The organism is Arthrobacter sp. ok909, from assembly GCF_900104405.1.
In the GTDB taxonomy this organism is placed as follows: Bacteria; Actinomycetota; Actinomycetes; order Actinomycetales; family Micrococcaceae; genus Arthrobacter; species Arthrobacter humicola.
In genome coordinates this window covers 98,723-115,389 of the sequence record NZ_FNJS01000012.1, presented here as the reverse complement: position 1 = coordinate 115,389, position 16,667 = coordinate 98,723, and the positions used below count along the sequence as shown (strand labels likewise).

The window sequence follows — 16,667 nt, the reverse complement described above, 5'->3', positions numbered from 1 at the left end:
TGATGTTCCATAGTTGCTTCAAACTAGCCACGGCACCTATGTCGGAGCTATGAAAAAGCTGTCACAGCGCACCGGACCCGGCGCAGCTGGCGGACGCAGACGGGCGTTGCCAGACGGCGGAATACAGCCTGCGACGCCGGTGTTGTGCACCACAGACCCGTTGTCTACCTCTCCTGAAGGATCCTCATGAACGCCAATCCGACCGTCAAGCTCCAGCCCGGCACCCCGGCCCCGGAATTCACCCTTCCCGATGCCGAGGGCAAGGCCGTGTCCCTCGCCGACTACCGCGGCAAGAACGTCATTGTGTATTTCTACCCGCAGGCCGCGACCCCCGGCTGCACCACCGAGGCCTGCGACTTCCGCGACAACCTCGCGTCCCTGCAGGGCTCGGGCTACGAGGTCCTGGGCATCTCCCCCGACGCCCCCGAGGCCCTGGCCCACTTCACCGGCGACTTTGCCCTGACCTTCCCGCTCCTGGCCGACGAGGACCACGCTGTCGCCCTCGCCTACGGCGCCTGGGGCGAGAAGCTGGTTCACGGCGAGGTCACCGAGGGCATCGTCCGCTCCACCGTGGTGCTGGACCCCGAGGGCAAGGTGAAGCTGGCGCAGTACCAGGTCAAGGCCCAGGGCCACGTCGCGGCGCTGAAGGAAGAACTGGGCGTCTAACCGGCCGCACCCGGCGCCTCGGGCGTCTGACCGTCCGCGCCCGCCTCGGGCTTCCCACCGGCCGCGCCCGGAGGTTCCGGATGCGCTCCGGGCGGTTCTCGCTGCGGTTTCGGACCACGGCTACGGAGTCGGACACAGGCAGCGCGGATCCGCGCCGCGCCAGTCCGACGTCGTCGCGCCGGTCTGAAACTGCCGCGGAAGGGTTCTCCACATCCGCCCCGGCGGTGGTTGTCCGGCCCAGCCGCACGGGCCACCATCGGGGCATGGAACTACCACCACTGATTCTTAGCAGCGACCTTGCGCGGCTCGGCCAGGACGCACGGGGTCTTGCGCGGCAGGCGAAGTCCGGGCAGCTCCGGCGGATCCGGCAGGGCGTCTACGTCCGGGCGCAGGACTGGGAATCGCTGACGCCGTGGGACCGGTATCCGGTCCTCATCCGGGCGGCGGCCTCCACGTTGAAGAGCCGCACCATCTTCTGCCGCCAGTCTTCCGCCGCCCTGTGGGACATGCCGCTGCTGGGCCGCTGCCATCTGGTGCATGCCTGCACTTTCGACGACGGCGGCGGCCGCTCGCGCGCCGGGGTTCGGCGGCATTTCGTCGATTTGGACTCGGCACAGATCGAGGAGCGTCACGGGCTCCTGGTCACGGACCGCGTCCGGACAGCCTTGGACTTGGCCGCCTTCGAATCGTTCGAACAGGGAGTCACGGTATTCGACCACGTCCTCCGGCCGCAGCCTGGCAATCTGGCACCGCTCGGCCGCGAGGAACTCCACGCCGGCATTGACGGCAACTACACAAGAGCGGCAGCCCGGCGAATCCGGACCGCCCTGGATTTCGCTGATCCGGCGTCCGGCTCCCCCGGCGAATCGGTGAGCCGCGCCCTGATGCACCGGCTCGGCTTCCGGATTCCACTCCTTCAGGTCGAAATCCGCGACGCCCGCGGGCTGGTCGCATTCACAGACTTTGACTGGCCCGAGGAGCAGCTGTGCGGCGAATTCGACGGGCTCGTGAAGTACCGCAAGGCGGAGTTCCTGCAGGGCCGGACACCCGCTGAAGCCCTCACCGATGAGAAGCGCCGGGAGGACCGGATTCGCGCCACCGGCCGACGCGTGATCCGCTGGACGTGGTCGGAGCTCTCCAGTCCCGGAAAATTTGAGGCATTTCTGGCCGCGGCAGGCGTTCCGAGGCAGACACTCCCGTCCTGCCGACGCTGATCCTGCCAGGCTTCCGGGAAGGCGCTACGGAATCGGACACAGGCAGTGCGGATCCGGGCCGCGCTTCGGGCGGTTTTCGCTGCGGTTTCGGACCATGGCTCGGGAACCGGACGGATGCAGCGCGGATCCGGGCCGCATCCGACCAATGGCGACGCGCCGGTCCGAAAACGGCGCGAAAACCCGGCTAAGTGGCGCTGGGCCGGTTGTTGGGTCGGGCTGCGGGTCCGAAAACGGCGCGAAAAACCGGCCGGCTGCCTACACCTTGGTCCCGGCCACCACCGTGGCGGTGGACCGGAGCTGGATGGCGCCGTCGTGCTCATAGCGACCCAGCAACGCGAATACGTCCGAGCGGATCAAAGCCCGAGACTTCTCGTCCGCCTTGGCCAGCCCCATCGCCACTGTGGTCGCGATGTCCGTCATGAACTCCCAGTAGCTCTCGGGGGATTCGAACACGAGGTCGGTGCTGACCTTGCGCTCGGTCACGTCCACCAGCCCGGCGTCCGTGAACATCCGCGTCATGAACCCGGTGGGTGCACAGCGGAAAAGCCCCGGAGTCCCTGCGGGCGGAATAGGCAGCTCGCGGTGCCGGGCAATGGTGCCCAGGATCAGGCTGGCCCACGGGTTCTCGGCGGCACGTCCCCAAACGACGGCGCCGACCCGGGCGCCCGGCTTGGCGGTGCGCGCCATCTCTCGCATGGCCGCGGACATGACCGGAAAGAAGGTTAAGCCGAAGCGGCAGTACACGGCGTCAAACGTGTTGTCACCGAAGGGCATGGCGGCAGCGTCGCAAACCTTGAAGTCAACGTTGCGCAGGCCCCGGGCCAATGCCTTTTCTTCGGCCACGCGGAGCATACCGGCGGAAATGTCAGCGAGGACCACCCGCCCGTCCGGCACCTGGCCGGCCACATTGAGCGCAGGTTCCCCCGTGCCTGCCGCGACATCCAGGACCCAGGAGCTGGGGCGCAGCCGGAGCTCCTCAAGCAGGGCGTCCCCGAACGGGGCATGCCAGTCGAGCAGTTCAACGTCCCACTTCTTCCAGGCCGCCGAGAACTCATCCCAGAGCAGGCGCTGCTCGTCGCGAACGCGGTCGGCTGAGGCTAACATGGCGGATCCTTGGCTCGTCTGTTCCTAGCCCTAGTCTGCTCCCGGAACGGGTCTCCGGCAATGAGTCGAAGGGCAGTAGGCTTAACGGCATGTCTTCCCACGAAATCCCCGGCACCGCAGGCACCGAACCCCACGGCGAGTCAGCCCCCGGCAGCGTTCCGGAGCGACGCGAGGTCACCGTCCGGCGGGCGCCGAAGTACGTGCCGTTCCTGATCCTGGGCGGGCTCGTAGGCGTCGTTGCGGCGGCCGTCATCGCCTACGCCCTCCCGGGTGATGCCAGCTACGACAGCGGCTCCGTTTTTGGTTTCTTCATGGTCCTTTGCGCGGCCGGCGGCGTCATTCTCGGTGCCGTGGCGGCCCTGGTCCTGGACCGGATCAGCGTCCGCCGCACCGAGCGGGCCGTCGTCGAGTCCGTTCCGGACTCCGCACCCGACGCCGACGGCGAGAACCGCGCCTGAGCCGCGCCTGAGCCTGCAGGCAGGTCATAAACCGGGCGCCGGAAAAGTCTTAGCGCACATCGTGAGATAATCGACCAGTGGCACGCGGCGATGGAAAACTTTCTCATGATCTTCTCCCAGGCGAAAAAGGCCCTCAGGACGCATGCGGCGTCTTTGGGGTCTGGGCACCCGGTGAAGAAGTAGCAAAACTTACCTATTACGGGCTGTATGCATTGCAGCACCGTGGTCAGGAGTCGGCTGGTATTGCAACCAGCGACGGCAAGCGGATCAACGTCTACAAGGACATGGGCCTCGTATCCCAGGTCTTCGACGAGGCTACGCTGAACACCCTGACCGGGCACCTGGCCGTCGGCCACTGCCGCTATTCCACTACGGGTGCGAGCCACTGGGCCAACGCCCAGCCCACCCTGGGCGCGACCTCCACGGGCACCGTGGCGCTGGCCCACAACGGCAACCTGACGAACACGGCCGAGCTCAAGGCCATGATCACGGACCGCAACGGCGGAAACCTGAGCGGCGAGATGAAGCAGGGCAACACCTCGGACACCGCCCTGGTCACGGCACTCCTGGAGGGTGAAGAGGGGAAGTCCCTCGAACAGACCGCCCTGGAGCTCCTGCCCAAGATCAAGGGCGGCTTCTGCTTCGTCTTCATGGATGAGGGAACCCTCTACGCGGCCCGCGACACCTACGGCATCCGCCCGCTGTGCCTCGGCCGGCTGGAGCGCGGCTGGGTGGTCGCCTCCGAGCAGTCAGCCCTGGCCACGGTCGGCGCGAGCTTTATCCGCGAAATCGAGCCCGGCGAATTCATCGCGATCGATGAGGACGGCGTCCGCTCCCAGCGCTTCGCCGACGCGACCCCGGCCGGCTGTGTCTTCGAATACGTCTACCTTGCCCGCCCGGACGCCGCCATTGCCGGCCGCTCGGTCTACGAATCCCGGGTGGAGATGGGCCGCCAGCTGGCCCGCGAGAACACCCAGGAAGCGGACATTGTCATTCCGGTCCCGGAATCCGGCACGCCCGCCGCCGTGGGCTACGCCGAGGAATCCGGCATCCCGTTCGCGCACGGCTTCGTCAAGAACGCCTACGTGGGCCGCACCTTCATCCAGCCGTCGCAGACCCTGCGGCAGCTCGGCATCCGGCTCAAGCTCAACGCCCTGGAATCCGTGATCCGCGGCAAGCGCGTCGTGGTGGTGGACGACTCGATCGTCCGCGGCAACACCCAGCGTGCCATCGTCCGGATGCTCCGCGAAGCCGGCGCCGCCTCCGTGCACGTCAAGATCTCCTCGCCGCCGGTGCAGTGGCCATGCTTCTACGGCATCGACTTCGCATCCCGCGCGGAACTGATCGCCAACGGCGCCACCATCGACGAGATCTCCCAGGCGATCGGCGCCGACTCGCTGGCCTATATCTCCGAGGACGGCATGATCGCCGCCACCCGGCAGCCGCGCGAACGCCTCTGCACCGCCTGCTTCACCGGCAAATACCCGATCGAGCTGCCCGGCGCAGACAAGCTCGGCAAGAACCTGCTCGAGCGCACGGACCTCGGCGGTCTTCCTGCCAACGGCGGAGCTGCTTCCGGAGCGGACGCTTCCGCGCCGGCCGCCCCGGCGGAGGCCGGGTCCGACGCCCCCGACGCCGAACCCGGCACGTCGATCTCGGACGACCCGGCCGAGAAGGCCGGCGCCACGGGCTGCGATCCGGGGCCGGACTCCGAATTCGAAGAACTGCTCACCGATGCCGACCGCGTCACCAAAGCCGACAAGAAAGAGCCAGTATGACTTCCGCCTCCCCGGCCGCTGACATGAACGCCGCCCAGAACGCCGGCATCACCTACGCCTCCGCCGGCGTCGACGTCGAAGCGGGAGACCGCGCCGTCGAACTCATGAAGGATGCCGTGAAGGCAACCCACAACGCCTCGGTGATCGGCGGCGTTGGCGGGTTCGCAGGTCTTTACGACGTCTCCCGGCTGCTGACCTACAAGCGGCCCCTCCTGGCCACCTCCACCGACGGGGTCGGCACCAAGGTGGCCATCGCGCAGGCCATGGACATCCACGACACCATCGGGTTTGACCTCGTCGGGATGGTGGTAGACGACATCGTCGTGGTCGGCGCCGAGCCGCTGTACATGACCGACTACATCGCCTGCGGCAAGGTTGTGCCGGAACGTATCGCGGACATCGTCCGCGGCATCGCGGCCGCCTGCTCGGTCGCCGGTACCGCCCTGGTGGGCGGCGAGACCGCCGAACACCCCGGCCTGCTCGGCGAAAATGAGTACGACGTCGCCGGTGCAGCCACCGGCGTGGTCGAGGCCGACGCCCTGCTGGGTCCGGACCGTGTCCGCGCCGGCGACGTCGTGATCGGCATGGCCTCCTCGGGCCTGCACTCCAACGGCTACTCCCTGGTCCGCCGCGTCATCAACCACGCAGGCTGGGCCCTGGACCGGCAGGTCTCCGAACTCGGCCGCACCCTGGGCGAGGAACTCCTGGAGCCCACCCGCGTCTACGCCGCCGACTGCCTGGACCTCGCCCGCACCTTCCCGGTGAACGGCTCCGCGGGCGGCAAGGCCGTGCACGGCTTCAGCCACGTCACTGGCGGCGGCCTCGCGGCCAACCTCGCCCGCGTCCTCCCCCAGGGCCTGCTCGCCACCGTTGACCGCGCCACGTGGGAACTGCCGCCCATCTTCAAGCTGGTCTCCGAGCTCGGCAACGTCCCGCTCGCCGACCTCGAGCGCACCCTGAACCTGGGCGTGGGCATGGTCGCCATCGTTTCCCCGGAAGCTGCCGATGCCGCCGTGAACCGGCTCAACGACCGCGGTCTGCCGTCCTGGGTCATGGGCACGGTGGAGGAGAACTCGGATTCGATCATCAAGTCCGGCCCCGACTACGTCCAGGGCGCCAAGGGCGTCGACGGCGGCGCGGTCCGCCTGGTCAACGCCTACGCCTAAAGGCCTCTACCCGCATCGAGTGCTCCAAGACCGCCCTTTAGCAGCTTCATAAGGGCCGTTGTGGAGCACTCGATCTGTTTAAGCCTTCGGTTCTAGACCTCCAGCACGCTGAAGACGCCGCCCTGCGGGTCCCTGAGCGTGGCGATGGTGCCGGCTTCCTCGGCGTCCTCCGGTTCTCCCTCATCCGGCGCCACCAGCACGACGCCGCCCGCGGCCACCGCCGCCTTCACTGCTTCCGCAACATCGGACACGCCGAAGTAGACCTGCCACCCGGGCTGCAGGGTGTCCTGCGCATCGCCGGGCACCCGCGCGATCCCGGCCACCTCGGTGCCGTCCACCATGAGCGTGGTGTACGTGCCGCCGTCGTCCTGGGGGTATTCGGTCACCTCATGCCCGAAGAGCTGCTGGAAGAACCCGACGGCGGCCTGCGGCTCGGGCGTCAGCAGCTCGGCCCACACCAGGGCGCCGGTCTCCTGGCTCCGGGCAGCTCCGAAGTGGCTGCCGGCCTGCCAGGCACCCGTGGTTCCGCCGCCGGGCGGGGCGAAGAAGACCATGACGCCGGTGTCGCCGACGGCCTCGGGGCCGAACTCAAGATGCCCGGAGGAATGGGCCAGTTCGGCAGCCAGGTCCCGGGCGTCGTCGGTGGCGAAATACACGTTCCAGCAGCCCGGTTGGCCCGCGGATTCCCGCCCAGGCGTCTGCGGGGCGATGACGCTCACGAGGTCATCGCCAAGGAAGGCCTTCGCATAACTGCGTCCGTCCGGAGTGGGCAGGTCTTCGTACCGCCAGCCGAAAACTTCCGCGTAGAAGGCCTTCGCCGCCTCCACGTCGCTGGTCTGGAGGTCGGTCCAGCAGAGCTCGCCCTCGGCGAATCCTGTGCGCATGGTCATGGCTGTCCTTCCGGGCGTCGGCGTCGTGTCCGGGAAAATCCGGCACGCTCAACGTAGCCCGGGGCCCCGGTGGTGACAACTCCGCGGCGTCGCGAGGTGGTCCGCCCGGGGGCTTAAGAAAAACCGCCGGCCACGCCTGAAGCACAGGTGTGGCCGGCGGCCTGAAAATCTATGGCTGGCACCGCAGTGCCGGAAGGTTCCCCCCGGGCAAAGCTCCCGGGCGGAAGCGTCGACTAACCAATCCGACGGGAATCTACCTCGTCGTCGTCGTCTTCCAAATCGTCCGCGTACTTATCCACATACGCCGAATAATCCGGCTCGACCGGGTCATCCGTGAAGTGGTTCGTGGCACGACTTCCCGGGCCCGTGAGCTCCCGCTGAAGGGCCGAATAGTCAGTGTTCGGGGAGTAGTACTTGATGTCCCGAGCCTGCTTGGTAGCTTTTGCCTTTTGACGGCCGCGCCCCATGGCGTGACCCCCTTTTGTACTTGGACCGGAGGTGGTCACCTTTGGCGATCGGTGAGGCCCCGGAATGTTTGGTCAATTTGTCGTACACCTAGATTACATGCTTTCGGCGTCAACTGCTTGCCGGCCCGCCCCCTGGGGACAGTGTTGCGCCTCCGGAAGCCGCCGTCGCGGTCCCCGGCGTATGCGCCCCCACTCGCTTCTTCGATAGAGTTTCGTGATGTGCGCCCGGAAAAGGGTGACAATGCCGGGCCTCCAGCCCCGGCAAAGATGCACGGAAGTGGTGAATTTCTCAGTGACTGAAGAGAATCCAAGGCACGACGCCGGGTCCGTCCCGCCGCCGCCTTCGAGGCTGCCGACGTCCGCCCTGCCCGTTGTGACGGCCGACCCGGAACGGACCGCGACATCTCCGGCGGATAGGGCCGCCGGGCCGGCCGGGGCGCCCCGGACTGACGACCCCGCGGCCACGAAACCGTCCACCGCCAACCGCCTGTCCGCGAAGCTCTCAGGCGTCAGCCTCGCCGGCATCACCTCAGCAGTCTCAGACACCGCACGCCCCCTCGCCCGCCGGATCCGCCGGCAAGGGCCCAAGCGGCTCGGCGTGGCCACGGCCGTGCTCGTCGTCCTCGGGCTTCTGGTGTGGTGGGCCGTGGCCTCGTTTGCCGGCAGCGCCCAGCCCTCCGCGGATAGCAGCAGCCCTGCCCCCGCAACCTCGTCGGCGTCGGCGTCGGCTCCGGCCAGCCGGGGAGCCTTGCCGCTGGAAGGCGTCAGTCCCCTGGACTTCCAGTTGCGTGACTGTTTCAAGGACTTCGACCCGAATGCCGAGCAGTCCACGATCGTGGACTGCGCCACCGGCCATTCGGCCCAGTTGGTCGCCGTGGAGAGGTACGCGGCAGATGACTCCTACCCCGGCCGGGATGCGCTCAAGCAAAAGGCGCGCGATGCCTGCAAGGACGCACCCCTGACGGACAAGGCCGGCGACTACGCGCTGAGCTACAAGCTGGCCTACCCGAGTTCGAGCAGCTGGAACAAGGGCGACCGCCGGGTGGACTGCTATGCCGTGACGGACGGCGGGAACGTCATCATGGAGTCCCTGCTTCCCTAGAGCCCTGCACTGCGTTGCCCCGCCCTAGCTTGGCGTGGCCTTAGCGAACCGGGTTAAACGCCGCTGGCAGCCGGGATGACCCGGCTGCCAGCGGCGTTTAACTTACTGTTTCTGGCGGCGCCTACTCCTTGCGCCGGACCGAGAGGCCGCTGCCGGTGGACGCGCCGCCGTCGGGCCGGTCCGTGACCGCCGGCCCGCCCATGGTGAGTTCCATGAGGTCGGGCGCGGTGTCCACCACAACTGTGTCGCCGTCGGAGATCTCGCCGGCCAGGATGGCTTTGGCCAGCCGGTCACCGATCTCGCGCTGCACCAGCCGGCGCAGCGGCCGGGCGCCGTAGGCGGGATCGAAGCCGGTTACCGCCAGCCACGCGCGGGCGCCCTCGGTGACTTCAAGGTTCAGCCGGCGGCCCTTGAGGCGTTCGCCCAGCTCCTTGACCTGCAGCTCCACGATCCGGGACAGCTCTTCCACGCTCAGCGGATCGAACAGCACCACTTCATCCAGCCGGTTCAGGAACTCCGGCTTGAAGGAGGCGTGCACGGTGGCCATGACAGCGTTCTTCTTGGCCTCGGCGTCGAGGGTGGGGTCCACCAGGAACTGGCTGCCCAGGTTCGACGTGAGCACCAGGATCACGTTGCGGAAGTCCACAGTGCGGCCCTGGCCGTCGGTGAGACGGCCGTCGTCGAGCACCTGCAGGAGAATGTCGAAGACCTCCGGATGGGCCTTTTCCACTTCATCGAGCAGCAGCACCGAGTAGGGCCGGCGCCGGACGGCCTCGGTCAGCTGGCCGCCTTCCTCGTAGCCGACGTACCCGGGAGGGGCACCGACGAGGCGCGCCACGGAGTGCTTTTCCGAGTATTCGGACATGTCGATCCGCACCATCGCGCGCTCGTCGTCGAAGAGGAAGTCGGCGAGGGACTTGGCGAGTTCGGTCTTGCCGACGCCGGTGGGACCGAGGAACAGGAAGGAGCCGGTGGGCCGGTTGGGATCGCTGATTCCGGCGCGGGCGCGGCGGACGGCGTCGGAGACCGCGGCGACGGCCTTCTTCTGGCCGATCAGCCGCTCGCCCAGGACGTGCTCCATGTTCAGCAGCTTCTGGCTCTCGCCCTGCAGCATGCGCCCGGCGGGAATGCCGGTCCAGGCCGAAATGACCTCGGCGATGTCGTCGGCGGTGACCTCGTCGGCCACCATGAGATCCTGCTTGGCGCCGCCGCCGGCCACCCGGGCCGACTCCGCCTCAGCGGCTTCATTGAGTTCCCGCTCGAGGGCGGGCAGTTCGCCGTAAAGGATGCGCGAGGCAGCCTCAAGGTCGCCTTCGCGTTGGAACTTCTCGGCGGCGGAGCGCAGTTCGTCGATCCTGGCCTTGAGGTCGCCGACACGGTTCAGGCCGGCCTTCTCGGCTTCCCAGCGGGCGTTGAGGGCGGCCAGTTCTTCATTTTTGTCCGCCTTGTCCGCCCGGATCGCGGCGAGACGCTCCACCGATGCGGGATCGGTTTCGTTGGCCAGGGCCAGTTCCTCCATTGTCAGGCGGTCCACGGAGCGGCGCAGCTGGTCGATCTCCTCCGGGGCGGAATCGATCTCCATGCGCAGCCGGGACGCTGCCTCGTCCACGAGGTCGATCGCCTTGTCCGGCAGCTGCCGCCCGGAGATGTAGCGGTTGGAGAGCGTGGCGGCGGCGACCAGGGCGGAGTCAGCGATGGCGACCTTGTGGTGGGCCTCGTACCGCTCCTTGAGGCCGCGCAGGATGCCGATGGTGTCCTCCACGCTCGGCTCCCCGACGAAGACCTGCTGGAAGCGGCGTTCCAGGGCGGGATCCTTCTCGATGTTCTCGCGGTATTCATCGAGAGTGGTGGCGCCGATCAGCCGGAGCTCGCCGCGGGCCAGCATGGGCTTGAGCATGTTGCCGGCGTCCATGGAGCTGTCCCCGGTCGCACCGGCCCCCACCACCGTGTGGATCTCGTCGATGAAGGTGACGATCTGGCCCTCGGAGCTCTTGATTTCCTCCAGGACGGCCTTGAGCCGCTCCTCGAATTCGCCGCGGTATTTGGCGCCGGCCACCATGGACGCAAGGTCCAGGGCGATCAGGGTTTTGCCGCGCAGGCTCTCGGGGACATCCCCGGCGACGATCCGCTGGGCAAGTCCTTCGACGACGGCGGTCTTACCCACGCCGGGTTCGCCGATGATGACGGGGTTGTTCTTGGTACGGCGGCTCAGGACCTGGATGATGCGGCGGATCTCGGCGTCGCGGCCGATCACCGGATCCAGCTTTCCGGAGCGCGCGATCGCGGTGAGGTCGGTGCCGTATTTCTCCAGCGCCTGGAAGGTGTTTTCCGGGTCGGCGTTATCCACCTTGCGGTCGCCGCGGAGCCCGGGCAGGGCGGCGAGCAGGGCTTCGTGGGAGGCGCCGGCGTCGCGCATGAGCTTGCCGACGGCGTCACTTCCGGACGCCAGCCCCAGCAGCAGGTGCTCGGTGGAGACGAAGGTGTCGCCGAGGCGCTCGGCCTCGTTCTGGGCATTCTTGATGGCCTGCAGGGCGGTGCGGGACAGCTGCGGCTGCTGCACAGAGCTGCCGGAGGTGGACGGAAGTGACTTGATGGCGGAGCTGGCCTGGACGCTGACGGAATCCGGGTCCGTGCCCGTGGCGCGGAGGAGTGCGACCGCAACGCCCTCCCGCTGATCCATGAGCGCCTTGAGCAGGTGTGCAGGTTCGAGCTGCGGGTTTCCGGCCGTCGAGGCGTTCATGGCGGCAGCCGCAAGAGCCTCCTGGCTCTTGGTGGTGAATTTGGCGTCCAAAGAGAGCTCCTTTCGGGAACATGCTGATATTAAAGTTGAGTGTACTCCGCTCAACTTTGCATTGGGTCCCTTTGGGTCCATGTTTGCCGACGGCGAAACAGCTGTCTAGGGCCGGAGTCCCCGCTGGCACGGGCCGAGGGGGGCGCGGGGCCGGGGGCTCGGGGGTGCGGGGCCGGGGGCTGCGGGGCCCGGGGCTGCGGGGCCCGGGGCTGCGGGGCTGCGGGGCTGCGGGGCTGCGGGGCTGCGGGGCTGCGGGGCAGCGTGCCGCAGGGTGCGGGGCCGCACACCTCCGACCCGGACCGCTGCCGCCCGGAACATGCGTTCCCCTTTCCGCCAAGAATGGACATAATCCCACTATGTCCACTGGTCGAATCCAGGAATGAACATGTCCCGTCCTTCCAGGCGCGAAAAATGAGCATGGCCCCGGCTTCGGCGCCGGGAATGAGCATGTCCCCCCACGCCACTGCAGACCGATGAGCACGCCCACCGTTCGAATCAAAGACTGGACATGCCCAATCCAGCAGGGCGAAAAAGATGAGCATGCCCACAGGAGCCCGCATCCAGAATGAGCATGGCCGCCAAGGCCGGCACCAAGAATGAACCGGTGCGCCGCCCCAGGGCCGGTCAATGAGCATGCCCACAGGAGCCCCTCGACGCGCAGCGAGGGATGACTTAGTGTTCCTGGAGCTGGTCGGTAATGCCCTCACCCTCCGCACCGCGTTGAAGGCTGGACATCTCGCCCCCTAGCACCGTGTGACAGCGGGGCATGTCCTCCGCTGACGCTCGTAACCGCGGGACATGCCCGCGGCTGACCTGCATGAGGGGACATACTCCCCTCATGCCCGTTCGTGGACCTCAAAACTGGACATGTCCACGGCTGGGGCAGGCGACCACTGGACATGTCCTCCGGAGTCGGCGCAGCCACAGGACTTATCCTCGCAACCAAGTCCGGACGCGGGGCATGCCCCGCAGCGCTTGGCAGAACTCGGCAGGGCCAGCCCGCTGGCAAGGAGTGCCGGCCGGGAAGGAGCGGCACGGCGGCCGGGTCCCCCAAGGAACCAGCCGCCGGACCAATCACTCCCACCTCCAAAGCTTGTCATATGTTTGACAAAATTGTCACACGACGCTCCGGGGCACGCGGAAGCTCGTCGGTATTGTGGAATCCATGAACGAGACGTCGGCACCGCAGAATCCCGGGCACCGGAGTGTCTTCCTGGACAAGGAACACCCTGCCGCCTGGCGCGCGCTCAACGGTCTGGGCCTGAAAGCCAAGGAAGCCGCCGCAGAGGCTGGCCTGGACGGGAAGCTGATCGAGCTGCTCAATGTCCGCATTTCGCAGATCAACGGCTGCGCCTACTGCCTGGACCTGCATGTGGGCGATGCAGTCAAGAACGGCGAGTCGGCCCAGCGTCTTGCTGTGCTTCCCGCCTGGCGCGACACCGCTCTCTTTTCCGACAAGGAACGGGCCGCCCTGACTCTGGCCGAGGCCATCACCGCCATCGCCGACGCCCACGCCCGCGACCGCGAGGGCGCCCAAGCCCGCAAGCACCTGACAGCCGAGGAGTTCTCCGCCGTCAGCTGGCTGGCGATCACGATGAACGCGTTCAACCGTGTCTCCATCGTCAGCCAGCACCCGGTCCGCGCCGCCCGCGGCTGACCCGCAAGATAGGCGCGGCCAGCCAGCACCCGGTCCGCGCCGCCCGGTCCGCGCCGCCCGCAGCTGACCGGCCCGGGACTGACCAGCACCATCCACGCCAACCACACCCCGCCAAGACAGCAACCTACGCCGGGTAGATGGACACCGCCGCGGCCTTGACCACAAAGTAGGCCTCCAGCCCCGGCGCCAGGCCGAGGTCCGCGGAGGCGGCCGGAGTGATGTCGGCCGCCAGCTCGCCGGCGCGGACCCGTATCTGGTCCCCGTGCGGCTCGAGGTCCGTAAGCCTCACCCGGAACGAGTTCCGCGGGCTGCCGTGCGCTTCGGAGAGGAACACGGACACGGCCGACGGCGGGAACGCGGCCACGCCTGCCTGCCCGGGGACCAGCGGTGCATCATGCTGACCGGCAAATTCCAGCCCCTCGGACGACCGGATACCGGCGGCGGTAACGGTGCCGGCCACCAGGTTCAGCCCGGCGAGACCGGCGGCGAATCGGCTGCGCGGGCGCTGGAGCACCTCGCGGACCGGGCCTTCCTCGGTGATCCTGCCCTCTTCCAGGACGATCACCCGGTCGGCGAGCATGTAGGCGTCCAGGACGTCGTGGGTGACAATGACGGCCCGGCGCCCGGCGAGGACGCGCCTGAGCAGTCGGCGCAGCAGCGGCGCGGCGTGGATGTCCAGGGCCGCCATGGGTTCATCCAGGAGCAGCACCTCGGGGTCGGCGGCCAGCGCCCGTGCCACGGCCACCCGCTGTGCCTGGCCTCCGGAGAGTTCCCCGGGCCGCCGGGACGCGAGGTCGACGGCGTCTACTTCGGCCAGCCAGTGCCGCGCGGTTTCCCGGGCCGTGGCCTTGGCCACGCCGGCGCTGCGGGGGCCGAAGGCCACGTTGTCCAGCGCGCTCAGGTGCGGAAACAGCAGCGGCTCCTGCGCCAGGAGGACAGTGCCGCGCCGGTGGGGCGCCGTCCAGGTGTTCGTCGCGGGACTGAGGTCGAACAGGACCTTGCCGTCCACGTCGCCCCTCCCTGCGTCCGGCCGGAGCAGGCCTGCAATGACTGACAGCAGCGTGGACTTGCCGGCCCCGTTGGGGCCCAGCACGGCGACGGTTTCCCCCGGCGCCAGGCTCAGGGACACGTCAAAGCCGCGGGCGGCAATGGCGGCGTCAATCCGGACACTCACGGCGCCGCTCTCTCCGGCGCCGGCTCCGGCGCCCCGTCCCGCGCTGCGCGTTCAGCCCCGCTGAATCCCCGCCCGCCGGCCGTCCCGGGGCGCCGGTAGGACAGCCCGACGACGGCGACCGCCACCGCGACAAGAAGGAGGGACAGCGCGACGGCGGCATCGGCGTCGGTCTCGCGCTGCAGGTAGATCTCCAGCGGCAGGGTCCGGGTGACGCCCTGCAGGCTGCCGGCAAACGTGAGCGTGGCGCCGAATTCGCCAAGGCTGCGCGCGAACGAAAGCACGGCGCCGGAAGCCAACCCGGGCAGCACCAGGGGAAGGGTTACGCGCCGCAGCACCGTGGTGGGGCGGGCGCCCAGAGTCGCGGCGACGGCCTCGTACCGGCTCCCGGCCGAGCGCAGCGCCCCTTCAAGGCTCACTACCAGGAAGGGCAGTGCGACGAAGGTCTGGGCCAGGACCACCGCCGTCGTCGAAAAGGCGACCTGGATACCGGCCAGTTCCAGCGAGCGGCCGAGCAGACCCTGCCGGCCAAAAGTGTAGAGAAGCGCGATGCCGCCGACGACGGGCGGCAGGACGAGCGGCAGCAGCACGAAGGAGCGGAGGAGCCGCTGACCGCGGAACTGCCCGCGGGCCAGGACGAGAGCCAGCGGCACGCCCAGCACGATACACAGCACCGTGCTGGCCGCGGAGGTGCGCAGGCTCAATCCCAGCGCGGTCAGGGACGATTCCGACGTGACCAGCGGCAGAAACTCCGCCCAGTTGACCTTCGCGACGATGGCGGCCAGGGGCAGCAGGACGAACAGGGACCCCGCCACAGCGAGGACGTAGATCCAGCGCGGGACACCCTGATAGCCGTGCCTCATGCGCGTCTCACGGTGCGCCGAACCCGGCATCGCTCAGGACCTTTTTACCTTCAGCACCGGTGACCAGCGCATTGAAGGCCGCGGCCAGTTCCTTATTCTTGCTGGAACCGACTGTGGCGATGGGGTAGGTATTGATGGCCTTGTCCGCTTCAGCGAAGGGAATCCCCTTGACCTTGTCACCGGCAGCCTTGACGTCCGTGACGTAGACGATGCCCGCGTCGGCCTCACCCGCGGTGACTTTGCCCAGGACGTCGGTGACGGAGGACTCCTCGCTGACCGGTTTCAGCGTCATGCCGGTGGCTTTCTCGACGGCGGCAGTGGCGGCACCGCAGGGGACCTGGCCGGCGCAGACCACCACCCGAACCCCGGGACGGGCAAGGTCGGCGAAGGACGCGATCGAGGCGGGGTTGGCCGGCGGGACGGCGATCGCCAAGACGTTGGTGGCAAAATTCGCGGCCGCACCGTCCAACAGGCCGGCGTCAGCGAGCTTGGCCATGTTCTTGGTGTCCGCCGAGGCAAAAACGTCCGCGGGGGCTCCTTGGCTGATCTGGGTGACGAGATCGGATGACCCGGCGAAACTCAACGCCACTTTGGCGCCCGGGTGACTTTCCTCGAAGATGGTGGCGAGTTTGGTGAAGGGTGCCTTCAGCGATGCTGCGGCGAACACGGTGAGAGTCTTCCCGGAGTCACTTGCCGGGGGATTTTGGCCGGTTGACGCGGCGCAACCGGCGGCGGCAGCGGCCATGGCTGCAGCCATGGCGACGGCGGCGATCTTCGTGCGGAGGCTCATGCGAGGCTCTTTCCCTTGGGCGTTTCAATGATCACGGTGGTGGCCTTAACGACGGCGGTGGCGACGGAGCCGAGTTCCAGCCCGAGGTCTCGCACGGCTTCGCTGCTCATCAGCGACACGACGCGGAACGGCCCGCACTGTAGCTCCACCTGCGCCATCACGGTATCGGCCGTAATGGCGGTCACGAGTCCCACGAAACGGTTCCGGGCGGAGCTGCCCACCCGGGCAGGGTCCTCCGGAAGCTGGGCCTGTTCCCGGGCGAGCTGCGCGAGCTCGAGCCCGTCCACGGCCAGCCGGCCGGAATCATCCTTCAGCGGGGTCAGGCTTCCTTGTTCGATCCAGCGCCGGACGGTGTCGTCGCTAACGCCGAGAAATCGGGCTGCTTCGGAGACGCGAATCTTGGGCATAAGTCCATATTATTCCTCATTTGCGGTTTTTTCACTGAGAAATATCCGCATAGGCAGACTTTGTGAGCCGGAGCCGTCTCGGCCAGCGGGGGCCGGGCCGGCGCAGTTCCGGCTGGCGCACGTCCGACGCCCGGGCCGGTCCC

At 68.1% G+C, this 16,667-nt stretch carries 15 protein-coding genes; 7 read left to right on the top strand and 8 right to left on the bottom strand.

Features of this window, described 5'->3' with window-relative positions; translation table 11 throughout:
* The first annotated feature begins 186 nt into the window (after positions 1–186).
* Together bcp and BLR03_RS11955 are read left to right on the top strand one after the other, a co-directional pair.
* Positions 187–666: a thioredoxin-dependent thiol peroxidase gene (gene bcp, locus BLR03_RS11960; protein WP_091252803.1), complete on the top strand. Its 480-nt coding sequence runs from the start codon at positions 187–189 to the stop codon at positions 664–666.
* 263 nt (positions 667–929) lie between these two features.
* Positions 930–1,880, top strand: coding sequence for a type IV toxin-antitoxin system AbiEi family antitoxin domain-containing protein (locus BLR03_RS11955; protein ID WP_091252870.1), 951 nt, complete (start codon positions 930–932; stop codon positions 1,878–1,880).
* A gap of 255 nt (positions 1,881–2,135) precedes the next feature.
* Here BLR03_RS11955 and BLR03_RS11950 read toward each other — a convergent pair whose 3' ends face one another.
* Positions 2,136–2,984, bottom strand: a complete 849-nt coding sequence (locus BLR03_RS11950; protein WP_091252801.1) for a class I SAM-dependent methyltransferase — start codon at positions 2,982–2,984, stop codon at positions 2,136–2,138.
* 89 nt (positions 2,985–3,073) lie between these two features.
* Here BLR03_RS11950 and BLR03_RS11945 point away from each other — a divergent pair, with 89 nt between their 5' ends.
* The 3 genes from BLR03_RS11945 (at position 3,074) to purM (ending at position 6,386) form a co-directional block, all read left to right on the top strand.
* A complete protein-coding gene (locus BLR03_RS11945) occupies positions 3,074–3,442 on the top strand; it encodes a hypothetical protein (RefSeq protein WP_254788435.1) in 369 nt (122 codons plus the stop codon).
* Positions 3,443–3,519: 77 nt separating this feature from the next.
* Positions 3,520–5,220, top strand: a complete 1,701-nt coding sequence (purF, locus tag BLR03_RS11940; protein WP_091252799.1) for an amidophosphoribosyltransferase — start codon at positions 3,520–3,522, stop codon at positions 5,218–5,220.
* Positions 5,217–6,386, top strand: a complete 1,170-nt coding sequence (gene purM / locus BLR03_RS11935; RefSeq protein WP_091252798.1) for a phosphoribosylformylglycinamidine cyclo-ligase — start codon at positions 5,217–5,219, stop codon at positions 6,384–6,386. Before purF ends, purM begins: the two co-directional genes overlap by 4 nt.
* Positions 6,387–6,478: 92 nt before the next feature.
* Here the strand turns inward: purM and BLR03_RS11930 are convergent, their stop codons facing one another.
* Positions 6,479–7,276 (bottom strand): VOC family protein, encoded by a 798-nt coding sequence (locus BLR03_RS11930; RefSeq protein WP_091252796.1) that lies wholly within the window; start codon positions 7,274–7,276, stop codon positions 6,479–6,481.
* Between the two features lie 233 nt (positions 7,277–7,509).
* A complete protein-coding gene (locus BLR03_RS11925) occupies positions 7,510–7,743 on the bottom strand; it encodes a DUF3073 domain-containing protein (RefSeq protein WP_091252794.1) in 234 nt (77 codons plus the stop codon).
* A 292-nt stretch (positions 7,744–8,035) separates the two neighbouring features.
* Between BLR03_RS11925 and BLR03_RS11920 the strand changes: the two genes are divergently transcribed.
* A complete protein-coding gene (locus BLR03_RS11920) occupies positions 8,036–8,845 on the top strand; it encodes a septum formation family protein (protein WP_175460515.1) in 810 nt (269 codons plus the stop codon).
* Between the two features lie 121 nt (positions 8,846–8,966).
* On the opposite strand, the gene clpB is transcribed toward BLR03_RS11920, so the two are convergent.
* Positions 8,967–11,636: an ATP-dependent chaperone ClpB gene (clpB, locus tag BLR03_RS11915; protein WP_091252789.1), complete on the bottom strand. Its 2,670-nt coding sequence runs from the start codon at positions 11,634–11,636 to the stop codon at positions 8,967–8,969.
* A gap of 1,165 nt (positions 11,637–12,801) precedes the next feature.
* On the opposite strand from clpB, the gene BLR03_RS11910 reads away from it, so the two are divergent.
* Complete coding sequence (locus BLR03_RS11910) at positions 12,802–13,293, top strand: carboxymuconolactone decarboxylase family protein (protein ID WP_091252787.1); 492 nt, start codon at positions 12,802–12,804, stop codon at positions 13,291–13,293.
* A 124-nt stretch (positions 13,294–13,417) separates the two neighbouring features.
* Here the strand turns inward: BLR03_RS11910 and BLR03_RS11905 are convergent, their stop codons facing one another.
* Genes BLR03_RS11905 through BLR03_RS11890 form a run of 4 tightly spaced genes read right to left on the bottom strand, consistent with a single transcriptional unit; the run spans position 13,418 to position 16,524 of the window.
* On the bottom strand, positions 13,418–14,467 hold the full coding sequence (locus BLR03_RS11905) for a sulfate/molybdate ABC transporter ATP-binding protein (RefSeq protein WP_091252786.1): 1,050 nt from the start codon (positions 14,465–14,467) through the stop codon (positions 13,418–13,420).
* Positions 14,464–15,327 (bottom strand): ABC transporter permease, encoded by an 864-nt coding sequence (locus tag BLR03_RS11900; RefSeq protein WP_254788434.1) that lies wholly within the window; start codon positions 15,325–15,327, stop codon positions 14,464–14,466. The genes BLR03_RS11905 and BLR03_RS11900 overlap by 4 nt, the downstream gene beginning before the upstream one ends.
* Positions 15,328–15,334: 7 nt before the next feature.
* Positions 15,335–16,117 (bottom strand): molybdate ABC transporter substrate-binding protein, encoded by a 783-nt coding sequence (gene modA / locus BLR03_RS11895; RefSeq protein WP_091252784.1) that lies wholly within the window; start codon positions 16,115–16,117, stop codon positions 15,335–15,337.
* Complete coding sequence (locus BLR03_RS11890) at positions 16,114–16,524, bottom strand: TOBE domain-containing protein (protein ID WP_091252782.1); 411 nt, start codon at positions 16,522–16,524, stop codon at positions 16,114–16,116. The genes modA and BLR03_RS11890 overlap by 4 nt, the downstream gene beginning before the upstream one ends.
* Positions 16,525–16,667: the final 143 nt, after the last annotated feature.

Bases quoted from the DNA above. Each gene is read 5' to 3' on its own strand.
- BLR03_RS11900 (WP_254788434.1), bottom strand. From the start codon at position 15,327: ATGAGGCACGGCTATCAGGGTGTCCCGCGCTGGATCTACGTCCTCGCT.
- bcp (WP_091252803.1), top strand. From the start codon at position 187: ATGAACGCCAATCCGACCGTCAAGCTCCAGCCCGGCACCCCGGCCCCG.
- BLR03_RS11950 (WP_091252801.1), bottom strand. From the start codon at position 2,984: ATGTTAGCCTCAGCCGACCGCGTTCGCGACGAGCAGCGCCTGCTCTGG.
- BLR03_RS11925 (WP_091252794.1), bottom strand. From the start codon at position 7,743: ATGGGGCGCGGCCGTCAAAAGGCAAAAGCTACCAAGCAGGCTCGGGAC.
- BLR03_RS11955 (WP_091252870.1), top strand. From the start codon at position 930: ATGGAACTACCACCACTGATTCTTAGCAGCGACCTTGCGCGGCTCGGC.
- modA (WP_091252784.1), bottom strand. From the start codon at position 16,117: ATGAGCCTCCGCACGAAGATCGCCGCCGTCGCCATGGCTGCAGCCATG.
- BLR03_RS11945 (WP_254788435.1), top strand. From the start codon at position 3,074: ATGTCTTCCCACGAAATCCCCGGCACCGCAGGCACCGAACCCCACGGC.
- purM (WP_091252798.1), top strand. From the start codon at position 5,217: ATGACTTCCGCCTCCCCGGCCGCTGACATGAACGCCGCCCAGAACGCC.
- BLR03_RS11890 (WP_091252782.1), bottom strand. From the start codon at position 16,524: ATGCCCAAGATTCGCGTCTCCGAAGCAGCCCGATTTCTCGGCGTTAGC.
- BLR03_RS11910 (WP_091252787.1), top strand. From the start codon at position 12,802: ATGAACGAGACGTCGGCACCGCAGAATCCCGGGCACCGGAGTGTCTTC.
- BLR03_RS11930 (WP_091252796.1), bottom strand. From the start codon at position 7,276: ATGACCATGCGCACAGGATTCGCCGAGGGCGAGCTCTGCTGGACCGAC.